General features: G+C 62.2%; 15 protein-coding genes. 11 read left to right on the top strand and 4 right to left on the bottom strand.

Annotation, left to right across the window (positions count from 1 at the left end; genetic code table 11):
* Positions 1-7: 7 nt before the first annotated feature.
* On the bottom strand, positions 8-2,050 hold the full coding sequence (locus tag OKW28_RS06890; RefSeq protein WP_429444312.1) for an SUMF1/EgtB/PvdO family nonheme iron enzyme: 2,043 nt from the start codon (positions 2,048-2,050) through the stop codon (positions 8-10).
* A gap of 311 nt (positions 2,051-2,361) precedes the next feature.
* Between OKW28_RS06890 and OKW28_RS06885 the strand changes: the two genes are divergently transcribed.
* From OKW28_RS06885 to OKW28_RS06845, 9 genes are all read left to right on the top strand, one after another.
* Positions 2,362-2,865 carry a DUF4399 domain-containing protein gene (locus tag OKW28_RS06885; RefSeq protein WP_429444311.1) on the top strand — a complete coding sequence of 168 codons (504 nt, stop codon included), beginning with the start codon at positions 2,362-2,364 and terminating at the stop codon, positions 2,863-2,865.
* 46 nt (positions 2,866-2,911) lie between these two features.
* Positions 2,912-3,349: a DUF4399 domain-containing protein gene (locus OKW28_RS06880; RefSeq protein WP_429444310.1), complete on the top strand. Its 438-nt coding sequence runs from the start codon at positions 2,912-2,914 to the stop codon at positions 3,347-3,349.
* A 251-nt stretch (positions 3,350-3,600) separates the two neighbouring features.
* On the top strand, positions 3,601-3,882 hold the full coding sequence (locus OKW28_RS06875; protein ID WP_429444309.1) for a hypothetical protein: 282 nt from the start codon (positions 3,601-3,603) through the stop codon (positions 3,880-3,882).
* Positions 3,883-4,195: 313 nt separating this feature from the next.
* Positions 4,196-5,608 (top strand): efflux transporter outer membrane subunit, encoded by a 1,413-nt coding sequence (locus OKW28_RS06870; protein ID WP_429446880.1) that lies wholly within the window; start codon positions 4,196-4,198, stop codon positions 5,606-5,608.
* Positions 5,609-5,847: 239 nt separating this feature from the next.
* The gene (locus tag OKW28_RS06865) at positions 5,848-8,460 is read left to right on the top strand and encodes an FHA domain-containing protein (RefSeq protein WP_429444308.1); all 2,613 of its coding nucleotides are present in this window, start codon (positions 5,848-5,850) and stop codon (positions 8,458-8,460) included.
* Entirely contained in the window at positions 8,438-9,811 is a 1,374-nt protein-coding gene (locus OKW28_RS06860; RefSeq protein ID WP_429444307.1) for an HlyD family efflux transporter periplasmic adaptor subunit, read from the top strand. Before OKW28_RS06865 ends, OKW28_RS06860 begins: the two co-directional genes overlap by 23 nt.
* Positions 9,812-9,848: 37 nt before the next feature.
* On the top strand, positions 9,849-10,601 hold the full coding sequence (locus OKW28_RS06855; protein ID WP_429444306.1) for a peptidylprolyl isomerase: 753 nt from the start codon (positions 9,849-9,851) through the stop codon (positions 10,599-10,601).
* 39 nt (positions 10,602-10,640) lie between these two features.
* Positions 10,641-13,709 (top strand): peptidase domain-containing ABC transporter, encoded by a 3,069-nt coding sequence (locus tag OKW28_RS06850; protein ID WP_429444305.1) that lies wholly within the window; start codon positions 10,641-10,643, stop codon positions 13,707-13,709.
* A complete protein-coding gene (locus OKW28_RS06845) occupies positions 13,706-15,061 on the top strand; it encodes a sigma-54 interaction domain-containing protein (protein ID WP_429444304.1) in 1,356 nt (451 codons plus the stop codon). The genes OKW28_RS06850 and OKW28_RS06845 overlap by 4 nt, the downstream gene beginning before the upstream one ends.
* A 45-nt stretch (positions 15,062-15,106) precedes the next feature.
* Here OKW28_RS06845 and OKW28_RS06840 read toward each other — a convergent pair whose 3' ends face one another.
* Both OKW28_RS06840 and OKW28_RS06835 read right to left on the bottom strand, forming a co-directional pair.
* A complete protein-coding gene (locus OKW28_RS06840) occupies positions 15,107-15,877 on the bottom strand; it encodes a PP2C family protein-serine/threonine phosphatase (RefSeq protein ID WP_184005175.1) in 771 nt (256 codons plus the stop codon).
* Between the two features lie 5 nt (positions 15,878-15,882).
* Positions 15,883-16,170, bottom strand: a complete 288-nt coding sequence (locus tag OKW28_RS06835) for a hypothetical protein (RefSeq protein WP_090807566.1) — start codon at positions 16,168-16,170, stop codon at positions 15,883-15,885.
* A gap of 451 nt (positions 16,171-16,621) precedes the next feature.
* On the opposite strand from OKW28_RS06835, the gene OKW28_RS06830 reads away from it, so the two are divergent.
* Complete coding sequence (locus tag OKW28_RS06830) at positions 16,622-17,143, top strand: lecithin retinol acyltransferase family protein (protein WP_429444303.1); 522 nt, start codon at positions 16,622-16,624, stop codon at positions 17,141-17,143.
* Positions 17,144-17,183: 40 nt separating this feature from the next.
* The gene (locus OKW28_RS06825; protein ID WP_429444302.1) at positions 17,184-17,435 is read left to right on the top strand and encodes a hypothetical protein; all 252 of its coding nucleotides are present in this window, start codon (positions 17,184-17,186) and stop codon (positions 17,433-17,435) included.
* A 4-nt stretch (positions 17,436-17,439) separates the two neighbouring features.
* Here the strand turns inward: OKW28_RS06825 and OKW28_RS06820 are convergent, their stop codons facing one another.
* Positions 17,440-18,318 (bottom strand): LysR family transcriptional regulator, encoded by an 879-nt coding sequence (locus OKW28_RS06820; protein ID WP_429444301.1) that lies wholly within the window; start codon positions 18,316-18,318, stop codon positions 17,440-17,442.
* Between the last annotated feature and the right edge of the window lie 74 nt (positions 18,319-18,392).

The following is an 18,392-nucleotide window of genomic DNA, read 5'->3' as shown; positions in this document are numbered from 1 at the left end:
ACGGCTTTTAGTGCAGATCCTTGACGACGCGAAAACCGTTCTGCGATTGGCGCACGCCCGCGCTGTATTTGAAGCGCGTCGCGCTGAGCATGTAGTCGCCGCCTTCGCGCCATGAGCCGCCGCGAATCGCGCGCATCTCGCAGCCGGGCGAGTCCCACGCGTGGCCATCGACGGGCGCGCCCTGATAGGTGTTGTGCCAGCAGTCGGCGGTCCACTCCCAGACGCCGCCGTTCATGTCGTACAGACCCAGCGGATTCGCGGCGAACGTGCCGACGTTTTCCGGGCCTTCCTTGTGCCACGGGTCGCCGCAGTCCTTGCAATTAGCGTTGCCCTTGCGCATCTGCTCGCCCCACCAGTACGCGGTCGTGGTGCCGGCGCGGTCCGCGTATTCCCATTCGGCTTCGGTCGGCAGACGGTACGGTTTGCCGGTCGTTTTGGCGAGCCACTTGACGTACTGCTGCGCGTCGTCCCAACTGAGATCACGCGCGGGTGCGGTCTTGATGCTATTGCTCTCCGGCGTCAGCTTCTGGCAGGCGCCGGCGGCGACGCACGCATTCCATTGCTCGACTGTCACGGGGAATTTACCGATCGCGAAGGGCGCGCCAATGCTCACGTGATGCACGGGCTTTTCCGACGGATCGTCGGTATTGCTGCCCATTGCGAACGAGCCAGCGGGTACCGCGACCATGACCGGACAGGCCGCGCAGTCGCGGATTTCACCGGCCGTCGGTGGATGAGCGACGGTCTTTTCGGCGAATGGCGCCGCGGCGGCCGTGGCGGGCGGCGTTGGCGATGGCGCGGCAGCGGAGCGCGGTGGTGGCGGCGGCGCGGCTGCGCTGGCTTGCGTCGCGGGATGCGTGACCTGAGCAGGCGGCGTGGGTGGCGCGACGTGACTGCTCTGCGTCGCGGGCGCGGCTGGCGGTGCAGCCGGCGCGGCACTCACCGCGGGAGTCGATGCCGCCGCGCGCAATCGATCGATACGCGCATGCGCGAGTGTGGCGAAGCGGCCATTCGGATAGGCCTTCAGATAAGCCTCGTAATCGGCTGGGTAGTTGCTGTCCTTGATCGAATCCCAGAACGTGATTTCGTATTGTTCGCCGCTTTCCTTGGGCATGATGCCGCGACTGTGCGGCGTGATGGCGCGACGCTCTGACGTATTCGACGACTCGTTAGCGCTTTCGCCACTTGTGGGAATGGATGAACGCGCGACAGAGAGCCACGGTTGCTGCGTTCCGCGTGTAGCGGCGCGTACGTCGGCGCCGACGTGTCGGAACAGCGCGGCGAGCGATCGCGACGATGCGTCGGCGTCGTTGAGTGCTTGCAGCAAGGCATCGGTATAGACGCCATGCCGCGGACCGTCCGCCGCGAAACCGCCCGGTGCGGTTGCATAGGCAATCACGGTGTTGGCAGCGATCTTCGGTTTATCGATCGCAACCGCGGCGGGCGCAAATGGATTGTCGAGGCACGTATCGAGAATCACGAGATTGAGCCGGCCGGCACGGGCGGATTGCATCGCATGCAAAACGGTATTCAGATCGACGCCGTTATTCAGTAGCGACACCGGCGCGCGGATATCGCCTCGCGCATTGAGTCCCGCCGGCAAAAGCAGCGTTTGTGCGCCTACCTGAATGCCGTGTCCGGCGAAATAGAACAGTCCGATATCGCCTGTTCGCAATCGTCGTTGAAATTCGCCGATGGCCGCGCGCATTTGCGGGGGCGTAGCATTCGTGCGCATGATGACTTCGAAGCCACGCGCACGGAGCGCAGCGCCGATTGATTCGGCGTCGCGCGGCGCGTTGGCGCGGATCGGGTCAGTGGCGTCACCGTACTCGCCATTTCCGATCACGAGCGCGACACGCCGTAAATGCGTGTCGTCGCGTGACGAAGCAAAGGGTGAAAGGAGCAAAGCGGTGTCCGCCGGCTGCGCCGGATGACTCGCTACCCACGCCGGGCTCGGCTCGATGTTTTCACGTTGCGTCGCGGCACCGGCACTGTCCCACTGCGCCTGGATTGCCCCAACCATGCACACCAGCAGGAATCGTCTCCACATCTTTATATCCTGTTTGTACCGGACAGAGTTCAGGCATTCGTGAACCACGCTCGCCTGCCTGCGCTCTTTATTAACGATAGCACGCGCTTTGCGTCACAACTGTCCGGGAGTCCTTAACGCGTCATACGGTTAACGAGCATGGCGTATCTTTTTGGCAAGTTACGTCCTAAGCTGATTCACAAAGTCACGTCACACGGCCGTTTTAACCAGGTGGCTGCCTGCCGGTTTCGACCCGCGACATGCCGTTCGAACACCCGGAAGGTCATCGATAGCCGGGCCCCAGCCATGACTCCTGTTCGGGAGAGTGCGCTATGCGAAGAACCCGTGTTTCCTTTCTTTTCGGCAGTCGTGATCCGGCGCAAGCGCGTTGCGGCGGATTACGCGCGGCGGTGTGCGCGACGCTCGTCGCGGTCTGCCTCGGTATCGGCACTGGCGGCGTTGCGCGCGCCGAGCAGACGCCGTCACCGCCGGGGGCCGAGGAGTACATCATCTGGCCGTCGGATGGCGCGGTGATTCACGGCGGCAAGCTGTGGGTGCGCATGGGGCTGCGCAATATGGGCGTGTGTCCGAAGGGCGTCGCGTTTCCGAATACCGGCCACCATCATCTTCTGATCGACACGGATTTGCCCGCGCTCGATCAGGAGATTCCATCGGATCGCCAGCACCTGCATTTCGGCGCGGGCGAAACCGACGCGCGCATCGAGTTGCCGCCCGGCAAGCACACGCTGCAGCTGATTCTCGGCGACCATCATCACGTGCCGCACGTACCGCCCGTGTATTCGAAGAAGATCACCATCACCGTGCTAAAAGACTAACGCGATCCGTTCGTTAGAACTGGTCAAGCCGGAACGGAGAGTCCTGATGAACAAGATGATTGCGGCCGCGGCATTCGTCGCAGCGGCGTTGGCGACATCGACCGCGCCGCAGAGCGCGTGGGCAGCGACGCCGTCGCCGCCCGGCGCCTACGCGTACATCGGCTATCCGAATGATGGCCAGGTGGTGCCCGCCAATAAGCCGTTTCGCGTGTGGTTTGGTCTGCGTTTCATGGGTGTCGCGCCGAAAGGCGTCAAGTACCCGAACACCGGCCACCATCATCTTCTGATCGATAGCGATCTGCCGCCGATGGATCAGGAGATACCCTCGGATCGTCATCATCTGCATTTCGGCGCGGGCGAAACGGAAACGATGATTCAATTGCCGCCGGGCAAGCATACGTTGCAGCTGTTGATGGGCGACGACATGCATATGCCGCACAACCCGCCGGTATATTCGAAGAAGATCACGGTGATCGCGCGCTGACTGTTATCACGCAGCCAACAATGTCGCGTGCGCTGTTGGCTCCGATCCACCATTCACTGGTCTCGCTTCGCCGCTCGTCAGCGTCGGGACAGCGGGTGCGATCTTCCTGGCCTTTGCTAGAAGGCGTTCAGGACGCGAATGACAAAAGCAAGGCACTCCTGGCATAGCCCATGCATCAGTAGCGCCCGAGCAGACAAGTTGCTCGAACCCGACGCACCACGATGCGCTTTCCGATTCCCAGGAGATTTGCCATGAACACGCTGATGATCAAGGACCTGTCCAACACCGAACAACTCGACAGCAAGGCGATGAGCACCGTGCGCGGTGGCAACGGCTACTACTGCCCGATGCCGTCGTACCTCAGCTATGCGCCCGTCTATGCGCCGAGCAGCATCAAGAACGTCTCCACGACGCAGATGATCAACACGGAAATGAACATCCAGAGCGCGAACGGCAACAACTCGGCGCTGGTCAGCGGTACGACCACCTACATCCAACCGACCATTTACTCGAGCAACGTCAACAACGGGTAGTGAGCGGCGCACGCGCGGCCCGGGCGGCCGCGTGTGCGTGCCCCAACACGCGCGTCGCTCAAAAAGACCGCTAATCCAATCGTCCTTTCCACGCATCCTTCGCGTATCCGCCGCTCCCCGCTTCGACTTTTCCGCCGCTTCATTGCCGAAGCCGCGCGGAAGCGGCTCGGGCTGAAAAACCGGGCATCTCGCGCGAAACAGGCGGGTGCAACTGGAGACCACCGTGTCAGCATTGCCGGAATCAGCGTTCGCTTCGTCGTGCGATTCGCTGGACCTTCAGCGGGTTCCTGCTGAAGCCAGGACGCCTCGCCGCATAGCCCGTGTGCTAAGCGGGATCTGCGCGGCAACGCTGTGCGCTTTGGCAGTGAGCGCGTGCGTCGACGTCAGCATGCCGGCTTATCAACGCCCGGACACGCCGGCCAAGACATCGTGGTCGGATCGCAATGGCGCGCCGGTATCGGCCGCGGAGACGATCGAGCGCGACTGGTGGAAGGGCTTCCAGGACCCGTACCTCGATACGCTGATCGACAAGGCGATTGACGGCAACTTCGATATTCGGGTGCTGGCCGCGCGTATCGAAGTCGCGCACACGCAGATCAGCGAGACAGGCGCGGCCGCATTGCCGACGGTGGACCTCGGTGCCGGCGCCGACTACACGAAGACGACTGGCCAGCCTTTGACGAAGACGTACAACCTCGCGCTGCAGGTGAACTGGGACATCGACATCTGGGGCAAGGTCGAAAAAGGCGTGCAGGCGCAAAAGGCCGAATTCCACGCGAGCGAGGCGGATTGGCGCGCGGGGTATCTCGAACTCGTCGCGAATGTGGCCAGTATCTATTTTCAGATCCTGCAATTCGACGACCAGATCGCACAGCAGCAAAAGACCATCGCCACGAACCGGCAAATCCTGGCGATCTACGAAGGCCAGGCGCGCAATGGGCTCGTGCCGCAAACGCAGGTGTTGCGCCAGCAGGCGGAGATCAACCGGCTCACCAACGATCTCTATGATCTGCGCCGATCGCGGGCGGTCTCCGACAACGCGGTATGCACCTTGCTCGGCGTGCCGGCCGGCGAATTCCATGTGCCGCAGGGGCATTTACAGGAGCGCGTGAAATTGCCGAGCGTGCCCGATGGTTTGCCCGCGCAATTGCTGTCGCGCCGCCCCGACGTGGTGGCGGCCGAATTCAGGGTGCTCGAGGCCTATGACCTCGTCGGTCAGTCGAAGCTCGCGCAATTGCCGAGCATCGGCCTCACCGCGCAAGGCGGCACGGCAAGTTACGCGCTTAACCAGCTGCTGAAGTCGTTCACGTTCGGCCTGATGCCGAGCATCAATTTTCCGCTGTTCGATCCGGGCGTGCGCGCACATGTGAAGGTGACCGAGGCGCAATCGAAAGTCGCTGAGCAGCAATATAGCGTGGCCGTGATGGGCGCATTCGAGGAAGTGGAGAACGCGCTCGTCAATCTGAGTGCGCATAAGGCGCAGCACGCGGAATTGCAGCAGCAGGTGTCGCGCCTGCAGATCGTCGCTGATCAGATCCAGTCGCAACTGCGCCTTGGCGTCGTGTCGCAACTCGAAGTATTCGAAGACGAGCGGACCTTGCTAGAGGCGCAACAGGCGTTGCTGGAAAACCACCAATTGATTCTGTCCGACACGGTAACGCTGTATAAGGCGCTCGGCGGCGGATGGCCGGGTGTCGACGTGCAAGCGCAGGTCAAAGAGAAGTAACGAAACATTGAGCTAATCCACCGGTTGGCGTACCGCGCGGGTATTTCGTCGGCTGACGGCTTATCCGCGGTCTTCTCATCCGGCGATATCCAAATTGACACTCTCGATGCGTGACTTACAATCCTTTAGGGGTCAGCGTTTGCGTGGCTCTTCACGACAATATCGTTGCGCCGTTGTTCTTCGTCCAGTTCGCCCCGCGTTCCCGCCGCGGCAGGTAAACGCTTAGCGATCCAGATAAAATGGCCACCGGCGAAGCTCCGATTGCTGAAATGCGCGTGACAGTGGACGCTGCCTTCGACGTGGTGTTGTCACCGGTTGCCTGCGCGCAGCGCCCCGCGCTCGACACCATTCGCATCGTCGACAACCTGTTCGCCATCGGCCGCAGCGAAGCGCCGTTCAGCGACTATCCCGCACAATGGACCGCCGCTCTCTCGCGCCGACATGCGCGCATTTTCATCGAGCATGGCGCGATTTATGTTGCCGATCTCGGCAGCAAGAACGGCACGACGGTCAACGGCATCGCGGTGCGACAAACCCCCGCGCGGGTACGCGCCGGCGATGAACTCTGCTTTGGCGGTGAACTGCGCTATCGCGTCGGCATCGAGCCGCGCGCGCGCGTCGTCACGGGTGGAAGTGCTTCTCCCCTCATTCATCTATTGCTGGTGCCGCAACGCGATGACCTGGGTCTGCAACCGGTCGACGTGCTGGCTTTTCCATTTCTGGTCAGTAAGACGGACGAGGTCTTCTCGCGCTACAAAGACCGTTACCCGCACCAGGTCAATTACATTTCCCGGCGCCATGCGCACCTGTTTCTGAAGGGCGGCGAGCTCTATGTCGAGGATCTCGGCAGCACCAACGGCACGTTCGTGAATGGACAGCGGATCGGCGAATCGGCGCTTGCACTGGCGGACGGCGACGTCGTTGCATTTGGCGGCGACCACTTCGTCTACAGGGTGTCGCTACAGAACTCCGCCGACGTCGATCCCACCGTGACCCAACTCTCTCTTCAGCCCGCTGTCGACAGTGCCGCCGATGCCGACAAGACAACCTTCGTCGGCGCTGCGCATTCGTTTCTCGACATCTTTTGCGTCGATCCAGCGCTGCAACGCGAAGACGAAGTGAATGAAGCGGCGCAGCCGGGCTCCGCGCGCGCGAAGCGTGACGGAGTAGGGACGGCAAATGGCGCGCAAGGCGCCAAAGGTGCGCAGGCGGGGCATCCCGCCGATACGAGAGACGGCGCGAACGAAAGAAGCGGCAAAGCTAAAAGCGCGGCAAGAGGTAAGCCGCGTCGCTGGAAGATGGTCGCCGGCGAACTCCACAAGGCGTTAGCGGACGGCGAGCGCACCAATGTGCGGCGCGCGGCGGCATGGGGCGGAGCGGGTATCGCGATCCTGGTTGCGCTTGGCGTGGGCCTTTATCTGCACGGTTCATCGGAACGGGAGTTGAAGAGCCTGCTCGCGAGCGGTGATTACTCGAGCGCTCTCACGATGGCGCGCGGCTATCTGGCCACGCATCCAGCGGACACGAAAATCAGCGCGCTCGCGAGCGAGGCGTTGTTGAAAGCGAACTTGCCGGGCTGGATCGAAGCCGTGCAAAAAGCGCAGTTCGACCAGGCCGACATGCTGCTGAAGAACATGAGGGCGCTGAGCGGAAATGACGCCGATGCCGCGTCGCTGGTCGGCGAATTGCAATGGGTCGGCGATCTCGAACGCTTCGTCGCGGCGCGTGGCGGCGTCGACGCGCCGATCCGCATGTATACGGACGAAGCGACGATCAACGGGCTGCTGCACCGCTGGGACGACGACGCGACGAGTCACCAGCGCGCGCTCGATCGGATTGCGAGTTACGTGCCGGTCTTCGCGGAGCCCTACGCACACACGCTCAGCCATCTGCGCAAGCTCGAAAGCGATGATTCGGTGTACGTCGCCGCGATCGATCGGCTCAATGGCGTAATTCATACCGAACTTTCGCGCGACAAACCCGACGCGCTGCCGCCGGTACTCGACGATTACGCGCAGCGTTATCCGCGGCTCGCGGGGCTCGATAGAGTGCGCGACGATTTGCGCCAATACACCGGGTTGCTGAATGCCGCGTTGAGCCGTCAATTGACGTCATTGCTGGCCATGATGAAAACGGTGCGCTTCAGCACGCCGCCCTTTCAGGCGCAATTCCAGCAGCTTGCGTCTACACGCTTGCCGTCGGCGGACATCGTTCAACGGCAGGACGCGGTCGATGCCGCGTGGCAGCGCGGCGACGCGCAGCAGGCGCTGAACGATTTGCAGTCGATGCCGGCGAGCCCGTGGTCCGATGTGCTCGCGGCCGAAGCGACGCACAAGAAGGCGTTGTTCGATCAATACAACGATCTGCGGAAAACGCGTGGCGGGAAAGATTACGACCAGCGTCTGCTGTCGTTCTACGCGAGCCTCGATCCGCGGACCGACGAATGGTTCGTGCAGGCGATCCAGAAAGACGTGGCCGCATTGCATGACAAGGCACTCGCGCATGCGCAAGATCTGCTGGTGCGCGCGCAAAGCCTGTGGAAAGAGTACCGCGCGAACGGCCCGATCGGCGGCACGCAGCGGCTCGAAGCCGGCATCTCGCCGGGCTTTCGCAACGAGGCGCGTCTGCTGAGCGACGCGCAGACGGCGGCACGCCAGGGCATGCGCATCTATACGCAGTTGAAGGCCGATCATCCCGCCGACTTCGATCGCCTGCTCGCGGATATCGAAGCCGAAGCGGGTTTGCAGCGCCGCTCGTTGACCGAGTTGCGCATGGTGCTGGACCCTGGGCTGCTGAAAGCGAAGCTCGCGTTGATTGGAGGCGATCAGAGTGAAACGCGATCCTCACCCTAGACCATTGTCGGAGGCGCTCGAAGATCATAGCGTCGAAGGCATTGCGATTCTGACGTCCGAGCCGGTGCGGATTGCGCGCGCGCTGATCTGGGCGATGGTCGCGCTCGTCGTGTCGGGTTTGCTGTGGTCGTTCGTCGGCCGCGCGGATGTGATCGTTAGTGCGCCCGGCACCTTGTCGCCGGAATCGGAGGTGCGGCGCATCTATACGCCAATCGACGGCGAACTCGCGGATCTGTATATCGCCGAGGGGCAGCCGGTGTCGAAAGGCGACGTGCTCGCGCGGCTCAATGCGCGCGGTGTGATCGAGGCAGCGAGCAACGCGTTACAGGCACAACTGAAACTCGAAGACGCCGAACGCGAATGGAAGCAGTTCCCGGAGAAGAAGGAGTTGATGGAACGCAAGGCAGCGTCGTTGAAGGCGCAACTCGAAGTCGAGGAGCGCTTGCACGAGAATCGCGTTTCAGAAGGCACGACGAAGCTTGCCGAAGGGCAGAAGGCCGAACTCGACGAAGCGCGCAGCTCGCTCGACAACGCGCGCCGCACGCGCGAAGCGGCGAATCAGGAACTCGATCGCTATTCGCGGCTGTTCGCGCAGCCGGGCGGCGGTGGCATTGCCGAATTACAGGTCGAGCAGAAACGCACGGCCGCGCTCGAAGCGGATAACGCTTACCGTGTCGCGCAGTCGAAGCTGGCCGAGCTCGACTTTCGTCTGAGCCATGAATACGCGCAGGCCAATGCGCAACTGGCGACGAGCGGCCAGCAAAGCACCGATTTGCAGCTGCAATACGATCAGGCGGTGCGCGACATCACCGATGCGGAAGACAAACTGCGCGTGCAACTGCAAAGCGCGCGCCTCGAAGCCGATGCCGCCGCGCGGGTGCGTTTCGAGAACATCGATAAAGACAATTTTTTGCTGATTCTCGCGCCGGTTTCAGGCGTGATCACCGACGTCACGTCGACGCAGCGCGGCGACAAGATTCAGGCGAATGCACCGCTCGGCGGCATTGCGCCAAAAGACGCGCGGCCCGTGCTGAAGATCGAAATCTCCGAACACGACCGCGCCTTTCTGCACGTGGGCCTGCCCGTCAAATTGAAGTTCAACGCGTTTCCTTACCAGCGCTACGGGTTGATCAGCGGCACGCTCGCATATATCTCGCCGGCCACGAAGCCATCCGCGCAGGACAAGCAACCGGTCTACGAAGGCCGTGTCACGCTGGACAAGGACTACTACCAGGTGGCCGGCACGCGTTATCCGCTGCGTTACGGCATGACCGCCAATGCGGAAATCGTCGTGCGCGAGCGGCGCCTGATCGACCTCGGTCTCGATCCGTTCAGAGAGGTGGCGGGTTGAGCGCGCGAATCAAACATCCACGAAAGGAGCCGGGCAAATGACCGCGATAGTGCGTATCGATGACGAAGTCGTGGACGTGGACGAGTTCATTCGTCTTCTGAAACTGACCGGCCAGTTCGAGAGCCTGATCGAGCAGATCGTGCGCGACAAGCTTACCGTCCATGCGGCGAAGAAGCAGGGCGTCGCCGTCAGCGCCGACGAAATCCAGCAGCGCGCGGACCAGTTTCGCCGCGTGCGCGGGCTGCATCGCGCGGCGGACATGAATCATTATCTCGACGCGCTGCACGTGAGCCTCGACGAATTCGAGGCGTTCATTACCGACGGGCTTTATCAGGAGAAGATGCTCGACGACATCGGTAACGACGCGGCGATCCATGATTACTTCGCGCTGAATTCACCGAAGTTCGACGCGATCGAAGTCAGCCATATCGTGCTCGATAGCGAAGGCAAGGCGAAGGAAATGATCTCGTACCTGCACGACGACCCCGACGCCTTCGGCGAGATGGCGCGCGAGCATTCGATTGCCGATACGCGCGAGTCGGGCGGCGTGATCGGCAAAGTACTGCGCGGTTCGCTGAAGCCCGATATCGAGGCGAAGATCTTCAATGCGGCGGTGGGCGATCTGCTTGGGCCGTTTCCGTCGGCCGACCGTTCGTGTTTCGAGATCTTCGCTGTCACGGCCAAATATCCGGCCACGCTCGATGCCGACGTGGCCACCGAAATCCGCCGTTTGCTGCGCGAGAGCTGGCTCATTGCCCGCGCCCAGGAACACGTGATCGAAGCGCGCTAGTGCCCGACCAGCGCCCGATGAAGCGAGGCTCACCGATACATGGACGCCCTCCAGACCGCGCCATCCGCGCCTTCCACCGCCGAATTTCTCGCTTCGGTGGAGATCCTGTCGCCGTTCTCGCGCGACGAAATCGAGCGGCTTGCGGAGTACGCGCAGGCAAAGTTCTTTTCGTTTGGTGAAACGGTGTGCTCGGCCGGTGAAGTGGCCGAAGGTCTCTATGTGATCCGCTCGGGCACCGTACGTATCTTCACCGAGGAGCACGGCAAGGAAACCAGCATGGGCGTGCGCAAGTCGGGCGAGATCTTTGCCGACATTGCGATGTTGCGCTCGTACGTTCACGAAGCGTCGGTACGTTCGTCGGGCAAGACCGAAGTGCTGTTCATTCCGCGCAGCGCGATCGAACCGGTGATGGCGGGCAACGCCGCCGCGTTGGCGTTCGTCGCCAGCTATGTGGCGATCAATTCGGCCGGGGGCTTCGTCGCGCAATTGTTCGATCTGCGCGGCAAGCTGAACAAGGCGGAACTCGAAGAGTACGTGCGCAGCGTCGGCGCAAAACGGGTCGCTGCCGGCAAGGAGATTCTGAAACAGGACGGCCGCGACGACAGGCGGCTCTATGTGGTGCGGCAAGGCCAGGTGCGCATCGTGCGGCAGGAGGAGGGCCACGCCTATACGCTCGCGACGCTCGGCAAAGGGGAGATATTCGGCGAGAAGGCGTGCCTGATGCGCCAGGAACAGATGGCATCGGTCGTTGCGACCACCGACACGCGGCTGCTGGTCATCCCCGAGCGCACCGTTCATTTCATTCTCGAGCGCAATCCGAAACTGCGAGAAGTGCTCGACGAGCGCATCCGCTATGGCGACCGCGAATTGCAGCGGCAAAAGCGGCTCGAACAGCGGCGCAAGCTGCCGTTGATGCTCGACCTGCAGAGCAAGCCGGAACTCGGCGAGAAGATCATCCGGCGTTTCGCGCTCGTCGAGCAGGCCGAGGAGATGGATTGCGGCGCCGCGTGTCTCGCGATGATCTGCCGCCATTACGGCATTCCGATGACGCTCGGCAAATTGCGCGAACTCGCGAACGTGACGACGCAGGGTGCGACGCTCGACAGCCTCGCGCGCGCGGGCGAGTCGCTCGGCTTCACGACGCGCGGCGTGCAATGCACGTTCGATTCGCTGCGCGGCTTCGATCTGCCGTTCATCGTGCATTGGGAGGGCTATCACTATGTGGTCGTGTACGGGCTGTCGAAAGACTATGTCTGGGTGGCGGACCCGGCACTCGGTTTCAGAAAGCTGAGCGTCGAAGATTTCGAACGCGGGTGGAGCGGCACCTGCCTATTGTTTACCGGCGGATCGCAGCTGCTGCAGATGTCGGCCGAGCGCTCGCCGTGGATTCGCTTTGTCGGCTATCTGAAGCCGTACCGCACGATACTCGGCTATCTGTTTCTGGCCACCTTCGTGATTCAGGTGCTCGGCGTGATTCCACCGCTGATCATTCAGAACATTCTGGACGGCGTGATCGTGCATCAGAATGTCAGTCTGTTGCATATGCTGATCGGTGGGCTCATCATCTCCAATGTCTTCACGCAGTTGATGTCGACGATTCGCGCGTACCTGGCGAACTTCATGGTTCGCAACATGGACTTCGCGATGATGTCGCAGTTCTTCAAGCATACGTTGTCGCTGCCGTTCTCGTTCTTCGCGAAGCGCAAGACCGGCGATATCTTCGCGCGCTTTCAGGAAAACCAGACGATCCGCGCGTTCCTGACCGAATCCACCGTGACGACCGCGCTGAATCTGCTGATGATCTTCATCTACTTCACGATCATGTTCGTGTACAACGTGAAGATGACGCTGGTGTTGATCGCGTTCGTAATTCCGATCATGGGACTCACGGTGATCGCGACGCCGAAGATCAAGGGCTACGCACGCGAGGTGTTCACGGCGTCGACCGAGGCGAAGTCGTTCCTGATGGAAGCTCTGTCCGGCGTCGAGACCGTCAAGGGCATGGGCATCGAGCGGCCGGTACGGTTGCGCTGGGAGAAGAAATACGCAAAGGCGCTCGAATTGCAGTATCGCGCGCACGCATTCAATATTCTGGTCAGCTTCGGCAGTCAATTGCTGAATGCGGCAACGACGATTGCGATTCTTTGGGTCGGCGCGAATCTGGTACTTGCGCGTGAATTGACGATCGGTCAGCTGATCGCGTTCAATGCATTCATGGGCAGCGTATTGAGTCCGCTGATGGGTCTCGTCGGCTTGTGGAGCATGCTCAACGATGCGGGTGTCGCGATGGAACGGCTCGGCGATGTGCTCGATATCGAGCCCGAACAGAAGCCGCAGGATTTGCCCTCGCGCGTGATGCTGCCGGAGCTGCAAGGCGAAATCAGCCTGCAAGGCGTGTACTTCCGCTATGGCGAAGAGGATTCCGCTTATGTGCTGGAGAACATCAGCTTCGATATCAAGCCGGGTGAACTGGTCGCGATCGTCGGGCGCAGCGGGTCGGGAAAGACCACGCTCGCGAAGCTGCTGGTTGGCTTCTATCAACCGAGCGAAGGGAAAATAACGATCGATGGCTATGACTCCGGCGTGATCGACAAGACTTATTTCCGCGCGCAAATCGGCTACGTGATGCAAAGCAATCTGCTGTTCTCGGGCACGATCGCCGAGAACATCGCAAGCGGGGACGACGCGCCGGAGCGCCGCCGCATCGAGGAAGTCGCGAAAATGGCCGACGCGCACGGCTTCATCAGCAAGATGCCGCTCGGTTATGAGCAGATCGTCGGCGAGCGCGGCATCGGTTTGTCGGGAGGTCAAATCCAGCGGCTTTGCATTGCGCGTGCGCTGTATCACGATCCGCGTCTGCTCGTGTTCGACGAGGCGACGTCGGCGCTCGACTCGCAATCGGAAAGCAATATTCTCGGCAATATGCACGACATCCTGAAGGGCCGCACGGCGGTGATCATCGCGCATCGGCTCAGCACGATCATGCGCGCGGACAAGATTCTCGTGCTGTATGAAGGCGCGATCGTCGAACAGGGCCGTCACGAGGAGCTGATCCAGCGCGGCGGCATGTACTATCAGCTCGTGCAGAAACAGTTGAGTGCATCATGATGAAGATACTCGACCAGATTGAAGAGGCGAGCCCCGCGATATCGTACGCGGGACTGATCGAGCGGATCGAGATCCTGCGCTCCACGTTGCGCTGGTCGTCGCGGCTCGAACGCGCTGATATCGACAAGCTGCTGAGACAGGCCACGTCGTTGCGCGACGAAGTGATGCAGCTTTCGCACAAGGAGCGCTTCGTGCAGGCGGCCACCGCGGGCGAGCCGCAGACGAGCGCGGAGCAATCGCGCGGTGCGCGCCGCAAGGCACTACTCGAACGCAGCTTCATTTTCGAGGGCACGTTCGGCGACAACCCGCGTTTGCTCGAATCGCTCGAAATCGCGGAAAAAGCGGCGCCAACCGATTTGCCGGTGTTGATCGATGGAGAAAGCGGCACCGGCAAGGAGCTGATGGCGAAAGTGATTCACGCGAATGGCGCGCGTGCGGACAAGCCGTTCATTTCGGTGAACTGCGGCGCGATTCCGGAAAATCTGCTCGAATCCGAACTATTCGGGCATCGCAAGGGCGCATTCACCGGCGCGTCGAACGACCGCAAGGGCAAATTCGAAAGCGCGCATACGGGCACGATCTTTCTCGACGAAATCGGCGAGTTGCCGCTCGCGGGCCAGGTCAAGCTGCTGCGTGTGCTCGAGGCGCACGAGATTCAACGCGTCGGCTCCGACGAAACGATCGCGGTCGATACGCGCATCGTCGCGGCGACCAATCGCAATCTGCGCAAGCTCAGCGAGGAAGGCCGGTTTCGCGAGGATCTGTTCTACCGGCTTAGCGTGATTCACGTGACATTGCCGCCGCTGCGCGAACGGCGCGACGAAATTCCGTTGCTGATTGCGTGGTTCGGCGACGAAGCGGCGGGCACGCTGAAACGCCGGCCAGTCAGGTTGACGCCGCGTTTGCGGGACTTTCTATTGAGCTACGCGTATCCGGGCAACATTCGCGAATTGCGCAACGTGATGTACCGCATCTCATGTCTGGCTGCAGACATGGCCGACGTCGAGCATTTGCCGCTCGATATGCGACCCGCCGCACCCGGTTCGGCGGCGGTGCAGGCGGAGGGCGGACAGGCGAGCGGCGAGCAGCCGATCAGCGTCGCGAATCTGATGTCGTTGAGCGACGCGAAGCGGGCGGCCAGCGACGACGCCGAGAAAGCGTTCCTCGAACGCGGACTGCGTGAAGTCAGCGGAACCGTCGCCGAACTGGCGCGGCGCATCGATATGAATCGCTCGCACTTGCAGATGCTGCTGAAAAAGCACGGCCTGCACTCGAAGGATTTCCGCAATTGCAATGCGCCGCCCACGAAGAACGGCGCGAACGAGCGCGACGAGGAAGACGACGAAGGCTGAGTGAAGGACCACTGAACGCTCGGTGAAACGCGCGCCTGAAGATCATCAAGGCGCCGGGTTCAGCAAGGTCTTGTCCGCCGCATTCGGGTCCTGCGCTTCGACGACCACTGCGGTGATGTTGTCGCGCCCGCCGCGCGCGAGCGCGAGGTCGACGAGTTCGCAACATGCGTTTTCGCGCTCCGCCGTGGTTAGCACGTCGGCGATCTCGTCGTCGCTCAGTTCGTTGCTGAGACCGTCGCTGCACAACAGGAACACGTCGCCGTCGGCGACTTCGATCGCGTCGTCGTCGAGTTCGAGCGAATCCGTTGCCCCGACCGCGCGCGTGATCATGTGCTGCGCGGGATGATGGCGCGCCTCTTCGTCGGTGATGACGCCGAGAGAGCGGAGCTCCTCGACCTGGCTGTGATCGCGCGTCAGTTGGCGCAATTGCCCCGCGCGGTACAGGTAGATGCGGCTGTCGCCGGCCCACACGTAGCCGCAGAAGCGATCGCATGCAAGCAGCACGACCACGGTGCTGCCGATGCGCTGCACCTGGCGGCGCGCGGCTTCGTCGCGCAATTGACGGTTCGCGGTTTGCAGACGCGCGCGTACATCGGCGATCAGCATTCTGAGGCCGTGCGGCGCCGCCAGTTGAGTCAACGCGTCGATCACGGTGCGGCTGGCAACGTCGCCGACCGCGTGACCGCCCATCCCATCGGCGACAGCCCAGCGTCCCGCTTCGGGCTCGTCGAGGCAGGCATCTTCGTTGATTTCGCGGACCCGTCCCGTGTCGGAACGCGCGGACGACGTCCAGCGAAATTGGCTCTCGCATGTCACAACGGCTACACCATATCGTTTCGGTTGCGTGCGTCCGGAGACACGGTGAGGTTCGCGTTCGCGCCGGTGTTGCGTACGTCGACCGACTGGAACTGGTTGATCATCTGGTTAGCATAGAAGTTGTTGGAGACCTCGTACAAATTGACCACCGGCCCAATGCTCGGCGTTTGCGGCACGTACGGCTGAATCCAGCCATAGATCCATGGTGCGCCGCCGCCGCCGCGAATCGCCGCCATCGCTTTGCGATCGAGCGCGAGGTTCAGCGAGAGGTCGTTCAATTTGATGCAGGACATGTCGTTCTCCGGTTGGCCGCGTGCGCAATGCGCGCGGCTGAATGGACTCTGCACCACACGGTGCAAACGCCATGCCAATCGGGGGCGGATTCGACGCGGAGCCCGCGGCGCGTTGACTGGCGCGGCTTGTGCGGATTTAACCACGAACGCGGTCGATGCGATCGGTCGGCTCGCGGCCAACAAGCCCACGTTCGAACAGGTGTGAGACCCAACACATTCAGCGGCGTCCCACGAGTTCTCCATCCAGTTGAAATCAATGCGCGACACGGCTCGCAAATGAGCGTCGCACACCAACAGAGCTGCGCGATTTCTGTTGGTCGCGTCCTGACATCTACCTCTTCAGAAAACCGCTCGATCGGCCGACAATCCTGTAAACAGGGGTTTTCCGGCGCCTGGCCCGGATGATGCAAAAGCTGTCGCAACAGTGTTGGAAATGCGAACGAGGCCAGCCATGAACACCCAAACGCTCGATACACGCGACGACGACCCGCAATCCGCAGCCGCTTGCGACACCGCATCATCGACGATCGATCTGCCGATCGGCGCGCACCTGGTCACGCAACGCAACGGCTACGAACATCACGGCATCTATGTCGGCAACGGCCGCGTCGTGCACTACTCGGGCTTTGCGGTCTCCGCGCATCGCGGACCGGTCGAGGAAGTCGAACTCGCGCGCTTCGCCGCCGGCCATTCGCTGTCGGTTCGCGCGACGCCGAGCGCGATCTACGTCGGCACCGATGCGGTGCGCCGCGCGCGCTCCCGCCTCGGCGAAAACCGCTATCGCCTGCTGACCAACAACTGCGAACACTTCTGCGCGTGGTGTCTGCTCGGCGAAAGCCGCAGCGAACAGGTGCATTGCTGCTTGCGCCATCCGAGCACGGGCATGCGCGCACTGCTGTGCTTCGTGAAGGCGTTTGTCGAGAGCGGGGCGAGGAACGAACACCGCGTGGCGCAACTCGCGCAACTCGCGTGAACGCAGCGCGTCAGGAACGGGACGATTCGAGGAGAACATCATGGTAGCCGCAGAAAAAAGCTTGCACTGGGCCGTCGACAAATGGCTCGCGCCCACGCCGTCGATGCCCGCGCGCGTGGTGCGGTTCTGCCATCGCGCGTCGCAACAGCGACGCTATGTATGTGTGCAGGCGTTGAAGCCGGAAGGATTGCTGTCGATTTTCTTCTTCCGCCACGGCGACGGTTCGTGGAACGTGTTCCCGCCGCAAGCCGAGCGGCCCGCGATGAACGGGTATTGCCGCACAGCCGCGTAGGAACTCATGCGTGACCCGCCGCGGCCGCTTCCTTGGCGAGCCACTGACTGAACAGCAACATCGCCGGCGTCATCGGCTTGCCCTTCAGGCAGGTCAGCCAGTAACTGCCCGCCTTGACCTCGACGTCGAACGGGCGGACCAGACGCCCGGTATTGATCTCCCTTTCGAACATCAACGCAGGCACGAGCGCGATGCCCGCGCCCTGTATCGCCGCTTCCACCATCAACCGCGACGAATCGAACACCGGTCCGCGCACCGGCCGCGGCGCGATGCCCGCGGCCGCGAACCAGTTCATCCAGTCGTCCATGCGGTACGAGCGCAGCAGCGTTTCGTTGGCGAGATCGTCGGGCCGTGCGAGGCGCGCGGCGATCTCGGGCGTGCAGAGCAGCGCGAGCGGCGCGTCGAGCAGTTTGGTGGCGAGCGAGCCGGGCCACGTGCCGTCGCCGAAACGGATCGCGAAATCGAGGCCCTCGGTCGCGAGGTCGACGAGGTTGTTATTGGTCAGCAGCCGCAGCTCGACGAACGGATGCGCGTCGCGAAACGACTTCAGGCGCGGCATCAGCCAGCCGACCGCGAACGTGCCGACCACACCGACCGTCAGCACCTCGTGAAAATGGCCGCCGTCGAACTGCTTGAGCACCGCCTCGATACGATCGAACGCGTCGGACAGCACGGGGCGCAGCGCGAGCCCTTCGTCGGTCATCGCGAGGCCGCGCGGCAAGCGCTTGAATAGCGCGGTGCCGAGCCGCTCCTCCAGCGAGCGGACCTGCTGGCTGACCGCGGCTTGGGTCACGTTCAGCTCTTGCGCCGCGCGCGTGAAGCTCAGATGCCGCGCGGACGATTCGAACGCGCGCAGCGCGTTGAGCGGAAGATACGGTCTCATGGTGCAGATACAAGATTTTCTTGTGAGTGGGCTAACTTATCACCATCGGCCCACTTCGCCGACTCCCTGTCTGT

This window comes from Paraburkholderia sp. 40 (assembly GCF_050434105.1).
Classification (GTDB): Bacteria; Pseudomonadota; Gammaproteobacteria; order Burkholderiales; family Burkholderiaceae; genus Paraburkholderia; species Paraburkholderia tuberum.
Note: the sequence above shows the minus strand (reverse complement) of the source record. Positions and strands in the feature narration are given on the sequence as shown.